We start from the raw sequence: 11,694 nt of genomic DNA on the forward strand, positions 1-11,694 counted from the left end.
CTTCAATTCTTCAATTCTTAAAATCTAAAATCTAAAATCTAAAATCTAAAATCGATTAACCAGCCCTCGGATATATCCGTAATATCATGTCCGATGGATTAACCATAATATCCCGGTCGGGGCGGGTTTTTGAGATTGTCAATTATTGGCAGGTATTGTTGGTGAACCCGCCCCTACAACAATCGCGATCCCTCGACCGGAAATGATATGAGGTCGCTTTCTTCAATTCTTCAATCCTTCAATTCTTTAAATCTAAAATCTAAAATCTAAAATCTAAAATCGATTGGTTTGTTCCCTCTTCCTTTAGACAGGAGACACCTGGGCTATAAATGCGCTACTGTGTTGCCAATATTTTGATGAGGAAAAAAGGCCGTGGTTCCCTTACGCGATGAAAATCCCATTACTATCACTCCCTATGTCACCTACGGGCTGGTTGCCGCAAACATATTAGTATTTTTGTACGAACTCAGTTTGGGCGATCGACAATTAACGCAATTCTTCTACTCTTGGGCCGTAATTCCTTGCCAGTTAAGCAATATGTGTCGGGTTGCTCTGCCAGCTTCGCCATTTCCCGAATGGACGACACTAATTAGCTCCCAATTCCTGCACGCAGGCTTTCTTCACATTGCCGGAAATATGTTATTTTTGTGGATTTTTGGCAACAACGTAGAAGACCGTTTAGGACACGTCAAATTTATAATATTTTACCTTACTTGCGGCGTTTTAGCATCACTAACTCAGTGGTTTTTCTCCTCAGCATCTGCCATTCCGTCCCTAGGTGCTAGCGGCGCGATCGCAGGCGTGATGGGAGCTTACATTCTCAGATATCCCCAAGCTAAAGTTCTGACACTCCTGCCATTGGGAATTTTTATTACCACCGTCAGAGTCCCCGCTTTCTTCTTTCTAGGATTTTGGTTTGCACAGCAAGCATTGAGCGGGCTGGCTTCCTTGAATGCCCCGGCAAGTGTCGGCATGGAATCCGGGGGAGTTGCCTACTGGGCCCACGCCGGTGGCTTTGTTTTCGGCGCTATTCTCGGCCCTTTGTTGGGACTTTTTTCTGAAGATAATCAGATTTAATTTTTCACCGCAGATGAACGCAAATTAACGCAGATAAACTGCCAAGGAAATCGGCGCTTATCTGCGTTTATCTGTGGTTTCATGTCATGTCCGATCGATTAACCATAATATCCCGGTCGGGGCGGGTTTTTGAGATTGTCCATTGTTGGCAGGTAAGGATTCAGGTAAAAATAGTTCCGCAGAGAGCCGAACAATATGGTAATGTAGTCAGATGAGCGAAAAGTCAGAGTTATCAGCAGCACTAAAATTAGAAATGGTTGACCAGTTGAGCCACCAGGAGCTGGTCAAAATTGTGCTCACCCAACAGAAGCTGATTGAAAAATTACAACAAAAGCTCGAAAAGCTCCAAGAGAGACAGCCCAGTAATAGTAAAACATCATCAAAACCACCATCGAGCGATCTGATACAGAAATCAGAGACAGCCGCTTTTGACAACTCAAAAGAGTCAGAGTCAGAGTCACAGTCCCAACCAAAACGCAAAGCAGGAGGACAGCCGGGACATATCGGCAAAACCCGAAAAGGGTTTGGGCGAGTAGATAGATATCAAATCAGCACTCCTGAATCTTGTGAGCATTGTGGTAGTAGAGAATTAAGTGATCCGATTGGTTATAGCAAGCAGCAGGTAGCGTGTAAAGCCAGCCTTACCAATTGAAGTGGTAGAATATCAACGAGTCAAATGTCAATGCAATGAATGCGGAGCAATGGTGATGGGTGCACCAGCATCCGGGATAGTTCCTTGACTTGACTTAAGTATTGACCTACAAGCATTATTAAGCTGGTTGGGTAATTATGGACACCTATCCTATGAAAAACAACAAGAGTTCCTGCGCGAACTAGGTGGAATCGACCTAGGGATAGGTCCAGGACAAGCGACAAATGCGCGGGTAGCTGATGCTGTCAAACCCGCCGTTGAAGCTTTATGGAAATGGGTACCATTACAAGGCAACGTCCATGTGGATGAAACACCCCCGGTGTGTGAAGGGAGTCAAAGAATGGTTGACCGACAGCCACAGGTCAAGATTTTTGCCTGTTTCATGCCGCAGACACTCGCAGTAGAGCCGAATTAGAGACAATGCTGGGGCATGAATTTGCGCTCTGTGTTGAGTTCCGATGATTTTAGCGTATATAACGGTGTGATTGTGGGAGCGCAACAAAAATGTTTAGCCCATCTACGGCGACATTTTAAGAAAGTTCTGCAAATGGGCCACGGTAACAACACTGTCGTCGCTTCTGCATTTTTGGAATTAATTGATGAGGCATTTCGACAACATCGCCTAGGGCGGGAACACCCCCAAGAGATTGATTATCAGACTTGGGCGAGGGACTTTAAGACGAGATTGGCAGAATTGTTAAATACTTGGCAAGGTCATGTTGGTCATGCTGCTGGACTGTTACTGCGCTCGTTACGTGAGAAAGCAGATCAATGGTGGTACTTTTTAGACCATCCCGACATTCCTCCTGATAATAATTTAGCAGAACGTTCTCTGAGATTAGCTGTGACTAAACGTAAGGTATCTGGGGGTTCCCGGTCAATGTCTCGGTTTGAACAAACCGCTGATTTGTTATCTGTGATTCAGACTTGTCGGTTTCAGGGTAAAAGCGCAATGGCTTTTTTCCGTGATGCTATATCTGCCCATTCTTGTGACTTTTTGATGCCTTCTCTTATTCCCCAATCAAAGACCTGAATCCTTACGCTCGATCAAACTAATTTTAGTGGGTTGTGCGATCGGGCTTAAGAGCAAACTAAAATTCATCAATAATTCCCCATTCCCATTCCATTGATTCACAATAGAAGGAAAGAAGAGCTATTTTTTCCTTTTTCTTGGCGAAGCCCCAATTCCCCACGATCAATTCAAATACTTAGCTTAGGAGAGCGAAATCTGTTTGCGTAAAAACAGGCGGCGCGGCTGGCCGAACAGCCAACCAGTCCAATTCCAATCCACCTGTTGCAAGCGATAGCCGGCTTGATAGTACAACTGTCGCGCTGGGTGATTATTTTCCAGAACGTGGAGGTAAATCTCAGAAAATCCCCATTCTTTGGCTGTCTCCTCGCAGTTGCTGAGCAATTGTTGAGCAACCCCCTGCCGCCGGTACTCCGGGTGAACGGCTAAATTCGACAAATAAGGATAGTCAGAATTAGGGATTTGCCAAGGAAAGCGAGAACGTAGAGCCATTTCTACTGTTCCTGTTATGCGCTGAGCTCGGTGCGATCGATAATTCTGCGTTCCCTCCTCGCGCGAGACTAGCTCAGCAACCAGACAAATGTAATGTTCTGCCTTAGAACGCAGTCGATTTTTTAAATCTTCGTAAATGCCCAAACGCAACACTGGATACACCCATTCTACAAACCCCTCGCGGGAGTGAAAGCTCATGGCTAAAATATCAGCTAGCTGCGTTAAGTCGTTGGGCGCAGCCACCCGGATCGAAAAACCAGAAAGTCCAGGAGTTTGTTGTTGGTGAGATGGTGAGGAAAAAAATGAAGGATTCACAATGCCAGGCCACTATATGATTTTTTTTACGCGGGTTTCTAAGCTACCCTCTTAGAATAATCACTGATGTTATACTGATCTTATAACGTAACTTATAGGCATAGTTTATTAGCCAGATTAAATTACATATTTTTGTGTTGACTTTAAGTAGTATTTGAGGTAAATGGAAAATTTTTAGCATTTAATATTCTAGTTATGAAAAAATAGAACTCATCCCCTAATAGTAGATTTGTGGATAAGCTATTTGCCCTTTAAATTGAAGCTTGATCCCTGGCTTTCGGCCGGCATCACAAGAGTTTAAGTAAACAGTAGCTTACAAATTAAATGCGCGACAGCTTAGCGGGCAAGGTATTAAAAACAATTACAAAGGTTTTAACGTCAGGTTCCCGGAATCCTACCGCTCTCTGCTTAGGGAAATACCCGATCGAATATAATTTATCCGTCAAGCGGTAGTTGAAAAACTCAACGACTGACCATACTAACACCGGGCTCGATCGCGCGTCGGATGTTCCCCGCCGCCCCCCGGCTTGGCACCCCAGCTTTCAGCAGTTCTGGGCTATCCATCGCCCGTCCCCGATCGAACCGATCTTGCCTGTTGAGCTACTGGGTACTTTTCCAACGTCCAATTTAAATTTGGATGCCTGGAAACAGTCTCCAGGGGTTGGCCCCGTCGGTTCGATACTCTGCTGCGCGCGAGTGAGACCGACACTTTTTTGCTAACAAATGCTAACAAATATATAAGTTAAGAGAATCTCTCAACAAAGGCGTGTCAACCAATGCCCGCAGCAAAATCCCGCGAGCACCATTTAGATCCCGATCCATCTTCAACCCAGTAGCTGCGGACGTAATAGTCCTAGCGCCACCTAGATTTTTGACAATTTCGCCAGTCCACGACACAGTTTTCGACGTGTAAGCTTCGTTGCAATCAATCACAAGTTTAGACTTTTCCCAAGCTTTCCATTTAAGAAAAGTTTTGAACTCGTAATGGCTTAGGCTTAGCATTTGTCGCACCGTTTTGTTTCTCAACTTACGGCGCGACTTAGACACCATTTGAGAACTTTCAAAAGTTGGCAGCACAATCACATCAAAATTATAGACTAAAAACTTAGCTATTTTGTGATGTAACTCTTTGACCAAATTCTTGATTTTGCAACGAAGCCTGCTGGCTGCTTTCTTAAATCTTCTTTTTTGCCGACTAGGAGATTTAGGGATTTTTGACACCAATTTGTCCAACCGAAAACACAATTTCTGGATGTGCAAATTAGAATCTTTTCCTAACCAGCCGTAAGAATCTTCAGAGAAAAATGTCATGAACGTGCGGACACCGGGATCTAAGGCAACCAGCCGACCTTGTTTATCGGTCTTGACTTGTGGCACTTCTTCAGAGACAACTATGTAATACTCACCATAAGCGAGAGTCAACCTACCATCACTGAAATTTGCAGGCAAGGATTCTGTCAATTGACACTTGCCTAGAATCGAATGATAGACGCCGCATTCTTTTATGGCTGACTTCGGCACATAGATAGATTGCTTGGTGTCTTTTCTACTGCGAAATTTGCATTTACGGATTTGCCCGTCTTTCTTGAAACCCTGCTTAGCTGCTTTGACAGTTGAGCAAGCGTCTTTGATGGCAATCGATTTGATTTGGAAAGGTACAGGCTTTGCCCATTCTGGCAAACTGTTGAGTATTCCAGTTTTGATTGTCATCCAGCTAGCTTTTGTGCCTGGTTCTTGCAGGTATTTGATAGTCGTGTTGTAAACAAAACGACTCACCCCAAACCACTGTTTGAGCAGCACTTTCTGTTCAGGATTTAGGAATAGCCGGATCTTCCTTGATTTTCTTGCTGTAACTCCTGAGTCCGTGCATTCTGCAACTGAAGACGTGAAGGATGGCAAGAAGATCGCTTGTGAGTTCGGTTTCTGGGCAGTAAACAGTTCGGTCGAGAACCAAGATTTGTCCACCGTTTTGCCCGGCCATAAACTCGAATAGTTCAAATCCGAACCTGCACAATCTGTCACGACAGGCAACAACAACCGTGAGCTGTTCGCCGCGCATAAATCTGACCAGTAGGGCTTGCAGTCCTTTCCGTTTAAAATTAAGCCCCGACCCGATATCTTGGATGATTTCGGCGTTGGGGTATTGCTGTCGCAGGTCGTCAACTTGTCGAGCGAGGTCGTCTCGCTGCTTGGGAGAACTGACGCGACAGTAGCAAATAAAGGTAGTTCTAGTTGCACCACGCTGGTAGGACTCGACATCGTAGAGTCGTTGCCCTGCTTCGTTTTTGATGCTTTTGATTTTCCCTTCATCTGCATATTTTCTTAGGGTGTGTGGATGCAAGCCCAGAAATTCAACCGCTTTTCTGAGTGGGACGTATGCCATGTAGCCAATAGTAGCATACGTTAGTAAAAGTAAGCAAATTAGTTACTGGGGGCTAACCTTCAAAACCTCGATCGAGCTGATTCACCCGGCCCAAAAACCGATACCAGCCACCGACACTCGTCGGGGACAGATCAAAATTTTAGACCCTAGTTCAAGCTCCCCGATTCATCTGTGGAGTAAATCTAAAATCTAAAATCTAAAATCTAAAATCGACCGATCGGTTTCCACAGAGTACATCCCTAGCTAAGATTAACAGATGGATGCTCGATCTTGCGGTGTTTCGCCGCAGTAATTGGCTTGGGCGTTGGTCTGCAGGAGGCACAAAAAATGCCGAGATCGGGAAAAAAGTGCAAGTCTAACTAAAATGGTACAGCAATTGCGTCACTCCCACAGACACCTCTGTGGTCTGTGGGCCACCCCCGAATATCAGTCAGGGGCTCGGCGCCGGATGGTGGTCGCTATCCTTGGCTGACTGTTAAAGTTGCTGTTACTTGTGGGAAAAAAACACAGGGGAAGATGTTGGTTGTCTATTGTATCTTGCTGCGGGCAGCTTTCACATACCAAATAAAATATTCCCAGGAGCCAGGAGCAAACATAAATTTGGCCAATCAACTCACAATCAGGACGGTTATTCCTATGTATTCGGAGATATCGAGACGGCAGTTAAAATGGGAGCATCTCATATTTGTAAAAACACTTCTTCTGGCTCCTTCCTTCTTCCTCTTCCCTCCTGCCTCCTCCCTCAAAACTCCTGCCTCAAAACTCCAATTTCTAGCTGGGCTGCTTTCATTGAGATGCTCCCGTTAAAAGGGCCAGATGTGTGTTTGCTCTCCTGCTGCATAAAGGTAAGGGGTGAAAAAAACTTATCGGGAGACGAGTTTATATGAATATCATTAAATAATAAAATTGGGGTGCACGACAGATAACTGTGGCTCAGAAGAATTCCGAATTGAAAACCCAGACATCAAAAATCAAGGTTGATGCTTGCCTCGGCCTACTCACAACAACTTCATATCCACGAATGATTGTGATACCATTTTCCCAAAATAATGGCACTCTAGGCAAAATACCAATCCTTATGTCATCAGTCATTCGCAATCGAAAATCGAAAATCGAAAATCGAAAATGGTATGACTTCAGCAATTTAAATCGGCGAATTCTTCCTTTTATCAGACTTATTAAATCGCACAGCCCCGGGGCACAGGAGAACGGTGCATGAATTCCCAAGAAAATCCTAAGCTAAAAATTCTGATCGTCGATGACGAACCGGATAACCTCGACTTGCTTTACCGCACCTTTCATCGAGACTACAAAGTGCTCAGAGCCGAATCTGGCCCCGCTGCTCTCGAAATTTTGGCAAAAGAGGGAGAAGTAGCAGTGATTATCTCCGACCAGCGAATGCCAAAAATGAGCGGTACGGAGTTTCTCAGCTTGACGGCGGCTCAGTACCCCGACGTGATCCGAATTATTTTAACTGGCTATACGGATGTTGAAGATTTAGTTGAAGCTATTAACGCTGGCAAAGTATTCAAATACGTTACCAAGCCTTGGGATGCTCAAGAGCTGATAAATCTTGTCAGTCAAGCTGTTGAGACTCACAATCTTCTGAAAACGCGCACCAATGAACTGCGCCGTGCTTTGAGCCAAGAATCGCTGCTTTATGCCGTTACCAATACTATCCGATCGGCTCCCAATTACCAGCAAATGCTGCAAAGAATTGTGGAAAGTGTCGGGCAGATGTTTGAGGTGAGTTGCTGTCTGCTGCGGCCGTTCCAAGACGGCCGGGTGGCCGATGAGTGGTTCGTTTACCAGAAGGCAGAAACTAAAGGGTTGGGGGGCGATGAGGAAGTCACGCCCCCAGATGCTTCTGCGGCCGAACTCTCCCCGGATTTGCTGCCGGATTTGGTTTGGGAAACTCTGGATGTGGAGGTGATTCAAGATGCCCAAACTGACGATCGAGTTTTAAACTGGGATAATCAACAGCGAAAGCAGGCTTACGAAGCTGCGAATATTCGATCGAGCTTGATCGTACCGCTATTTTACAAAATCGAACTGATGGCAGTCTTGGCGCTGCACCAGTTTGATCGACGGCGTCAGTGGCAAGACCACGAGGTACAGTTGGTAATTACCGTGGCAGACCAAGCGGCTTTGGCGCTTTCTCAAGCCCGGGCTTACGAACAGGTGCGGGCGCTGGCCAAGCGGGAGGCCTTAGTCAATACTATTACTACGGCAATTCGATCGAGTCTCGATCCCCAAAATATTTTTGCAGCCATTACTCAACAACTCGGCCAAGCTTTGCAAGTTGACGGCTGCGCCCTATCTCTGTGGACAGAAGATGATGAATACGTCCAATGCGTGGGGCTATACGACACAGATAGGGATACCGTGGCTGTAGAACAGGGTTTTATTGACAATCCAGAGCTAGTTGCGAACTCTCTGGGCTACGAGACGGCTTCTGGTGATGCTGCTGCTAACACTCGCGCCTGGGTTTTTGCCCATCCTTCTTTGCCACAGTCTTTGGTGCCGATTCGGGGCAATCCGCTGTTGTTGCAAGTTATGGTATCAAAAGAGCCGGTGGCGATCGAAGATCTCGACGAACACCCCGAGTTAAATGTTACAGAACTGCAAGTGCGATCGCCAGCCCGCGCCCTGTTAGTCGTTCCCTTACTCTCAGAAGGCAAAATCATCGGCAGCATTTCCCTGCGCCAAAATCACAGCATCCGCCGCTGGAACATCTCAGACATTGACCTGGCTCAAATAGTCGCAACTCAAGCTGCTCTGGCCGTGCAGCAGTCGCGCCTCTACCAGACTACCAGACAGCAGGCAGAACGGCTTCTGGAAGCCGATCGGCTCAAAACCGAATTTTTCCAAAATATCTCCCACGAGTTCCGCACGCCTCTAACTCTAACTATCGGCCCTCTGGAATCAGCTTGCAGGCGCAAAGAAGACTTGCCCTACGAACAAGCCGTAATCGCTTTGCGTAATTCCCGCCGCCTCCTGCGCTTGGTAAATCAACTGCTGGACTTGCAGCGGCTCGATGCCGGACGGATGCAGCCGAGTTTCCGCCCCTGCGATTTAGTCGGTTTCTGTTACTCTACCGCAGAGTCGTTCCGCGCCTACTGCGAGAAAAAAGGACTGCACTTAATTACCCAACTGCAAGAATGTCCTTTACTTTATTTGGACTTGGAAAGATTTGACAAAGTTATTTACAACCTGCTATCAAATGCTGTTAAATTCACCCCAGAAGGCGGAACTATCACCCTGAAAGTTGAATCGGCCGGCGCTCACTGCTTGTTGCAAGTAAAAGACACGGGTATCGGCATTCGCACCGAACAAATTCCCTATTTATTCGAGCGCTTTCACCAAGCCGAAGGTTCAGCTAGCCGTTCCTACGAAGGCAGCGGTTTAGGTTTGGCACTTGTCAAAGAATTAGTCGAACTCCACGGCGGTCAAATTTCAGTTGAATCAGTTTACGGCGAAGGTACTACTTTTACCGTTTGGCTGCACTTCGGTTCGACTCACTTGCCCCCGGAACAGGTACTAGAAATACCTGCGGAGTTTCACTCATCGAAAGCTGCGGTGGAACTGGCCGATGTGGAAGCGGATTTGTCGGAAAATGAGGCCGAAAATCATAACTTTGAGCCGATCCAACCTGTCAGATCAGAAACAGCAGTGGGAACGGTTTTGGTAGTTGACGACAATCCCGATTTGCGATTTTATGTGTCGGCCATTCTGCGAGATGCCGGCTTTGCAGTTTTGCTCGCGCGCAACGGAGAAGAAGGATTTGCCGTGGCTAAAAAACGTCGCCCTAATTTAATTATAACGGATTTGATGATGCCTTTGATTTCGGGCTTGGATTTGATTCGGATGATTCGAGAGGATGAGGAATTGCAGGGAACTCCGGCAATTTTGCTGACTGCTAAAGCCGACGAAGATACTCGAATTGAAGGAGTAGAAAGGGGTGCGGATGCTTATTTGTCCAAGCCTTTTAATGATCGAGAATTGTTGGCGGAAGTGCGGAATTTGATCGCCCTCAAACAAAACGAGCGCCGAGTGCAGCAGTTGAACAGTTATTTAACTGAGTCGGTGCTGCGCCGATTTTTGCCGCCGGCGATGGTGAAGGCTGCAGCGGCTGGAGATTTGGCCTTGGATTTGCGCCCGGAACCGCGATTGATTACTATTTTGTTTAGCGATATTGTCGGTTTTACTCAAATGGCAAATACGCTGCGCTCGCGCCGGGTAGCTGAGCTGTTGAATGAATATTTGGCGGCAATGACTAAGGCTATTTTTGACAGCGGCGGTACGGTGGACAAGTTTGTGGGAGATGCGGTAATGGCTTTCTTTGGCGCGCCGGAGGAACTAACGCCTAATGAGCAAGTACGCCGCGCTGTGGCTGCTGCTGACCAAATGCTGCGAGCTCTGAAGGAGCTTAACAAGGGCTGGCTGGAGCAGGGAATTGTTGGGGAAAATGGCGTCCCTCCGGTGCGGTTTCGCTGCGGAATTCACCAGGGTACTGCGGTGGTGGGGATGTTTGGCGGCCCCGATCGATCGGATTATACTGCGATCGGGCCGAGCGTGAATATTGCCGCCCGCTTGCAAGAGGTGACGGAACCAAACACGGTGCTAATTTCGGCGGCGGTTGCAGATTATGTTGAGGAAAATCGCATTGTTAAATATAAGCCTTTGAAACTAAAGGGAATTGATGAAACGGTATTGACTTTTTTACTAAATTGTGATTAGTCATTAGTTGTTTGTTAAGTATTATATGTTGATATCCCACACACAATCTCGGAAACAACCTATTCCTAAATACAGCCGATTTAAACTGAGTGAAGTACATTCACCCCACCCGCCCCAAGGCTGTTTCATATCGATTCCGGTGCAACCGGAATCGATATCAATTGTTTAATCTTTAATCTAAAATTTACAATCGACTCACCAAAGTTCAAGATTCCAAATGGCTGCTGGGGAGTCAAATCTAAAATCTAAAATCTAAAATCTAAAATCTAAAATTGACTGACTTTCCTTAATCAATTGTTTAATCTTTAACCTAAAATTTACAATCAACTCACCAAAGTTCAAGATTCCAAATGGCGGTTGTGGAGTCAACTCTAAAATCTAAAATCTAAAATCTAAAATCTAAAATTGACTGACATTCCTTGCGTCCATCTATCAAAAGAGTGACATTTTTTAACCGTTCGTTGGCGGATAACCTCTCTCTAGAGAACGGTTCAGCCGATCGCTCTGATCGAGTAGAAATAGAATGTCATATCTGATTGTGTATTGTATGAAACTGAATTCTTTTACGAAACGGCTTTCGACTGTCGGGCGCTGGATGGCTACAACTGTGCTTTGCGTGTCAGCGATGGCCTTCGTTTGGTCTGGTGCGTTCTTCTCCAACACCGCAGCAATGGCATCTCCTAGTGTAAACTTGATCGCAGCAGCAGATGCGGGCGATGCGGTTCAAGAAAAAGCCAGCAAAGATGCTGGACGAGCCAAGAACTTCATCCGAGATACAGAAGATAAAGTTAAGGAAACTGCCAAGACAAATGCTTCTAAAGTCGATCGATCATCGGAGGATGGTAGTGTCGTAGAGCGCAAAGCTAAGAAAGATGCGGCCACAATTGAGAAAAGAGCATCGGAAGATTCAGCTCGGACTCAGAAAGCAGTAGATAATACCAAGAATGCTGTCGAGAGCGCTGTTGACAGCATCAAGGGTGTTTTTAGCAAGTAGGAAATAAATAA

The 11,694-nt window shown here is 46.1% G+C and carries 6 protein-coding genes and 1 pseudogene; 4 read left to right on the forward strand and 3 right to left on the reverse strand.

All coding sequences use genetic code 11. From position 1 onward, the window contains the following. Positions 1–372 precede the first annotated feature (372 nt). Positions 373–1,077 (forward strand): rhomboid family intramembrane serine protease, encoded by a 705-nt coding sequence (locus QT990_RS07220; RefSeq protein WP_333144439.1) that lies wholly within the window; start codon positions 373–375, stop codon positions 1,075–1,077. Positions 1,078–1,288: 211 nt separating this feature from the next. Further along, positions 1,289–2,762 (forward strand): annotated as a pseudogene (gene tnpC / locus QT990_RS35790) (IS66 family transposase). A gap of 180 nt (positions 2,763–2,942) precedes the next feature. On the opposite strand, the gene QT990_RS07235 reads toward tnpC, so the two are convergent. From QT990_RS07235 to QT990_RS07245, 3 genes are all read right to left on the reverse strand, one after another. Continuing rightward, complete coding sequence (locus QT990_RS07235; protein WP_333145675.1) at positions 2,943–3,566, reverse strand: GNAT family N-acetyltransferase; 624 nt, start codon at positions 3,564–3,566, stop codon at positions 2,943–2,945. A 726-nt stretch (positions 3,567–4,292) separates the two neighbouring features. Next, the gene (locus QT990_RS07240) at positions 4,293–5,366 is read right to left on the reverse strand and encodes a transposase (protein WP_333145676.1); all 1,074 of its coding nucleotides are present in this window, start codon (positions 5,364–5,366) and stop codon (positions 4,293–4,295) included. 7 nt (positions 5,367–5,373) lie between these two features. Further along, positions 5,374–5,949: an IS607 family transposase gene (locus QT990_RS07245; RefSeq protein WP_333145679.1), complete on the reverse strand. Its 576-nt coding sequence runs from the start codon at positions 5,947–5,949 to the stop codon at positions 5,374–5,376. A gap of 1,215 nt (positions 5,950–7,164) precedes the next feature. Between QT990_RS07245 and QT990_RS07250 the strand changes: the two genes are divergently transcribed. Both QT990_RS07250 and QT990_RS07255 read left to right on the forward strand, forming a co-directional pair. Next, positions 7,165–10,689, forward strand: coding sequence for a response regulator (locus tag QT990_RS07250; protein WP_333465076.1), 3,525 nt, complete (start codon positions 7,165–7,167; stop codon positions 10,687–10,689). Positions 10,690–11,236: 547 nt separating this feature from the next. Further along, a complete protein-coding gene (locus tag QT990_RS07255) occupies positions 11,237–11,683 on the forward strand; it encodes a hypothetical protein (RefSeq protein WP_333465077.1) in 447 nt (148 codons plus the stop codon). Positions 11,684–11,694: the final 11 nt, after the last annotated feature.

Origin of the sequence: Microcoleus sp. T3_B1, assembly GCF_036700445.1 — a bacterium.
Classification (GTDB): domain Bacteria; phylum Cyanobacteriota; class Cyanobacteriia; order Cyanobacteriales; family Microcoleaceae; genus Microcoleus.

What these genes read in the sequence shown, in the direction of transcription:
- QT990_RS07245 (WP_333145679.1), bottom strand. Translation starts at nt 5,949, where the DNA reads ATGGCATACGTCCCACTCAGAAAAGCGGTTGAATTTCTGGGCTTGCAT.
- QT990_RS07250 (WP_333465076.1), top strand. Translation starts at nt 7,165, where the DNA reads ATGAATTCCCAAGAAAATCCTAAGCTAAAAATTCTGATCGTCGATGAC.
- QT990_RS07255 (WP_333465077.1), top strand. Translation starts at nt 11,237, where the DNA reads ATGAAACTGAATTCTTTTACGAAACGGCTTTCGACTGTCGGGCGCTGG.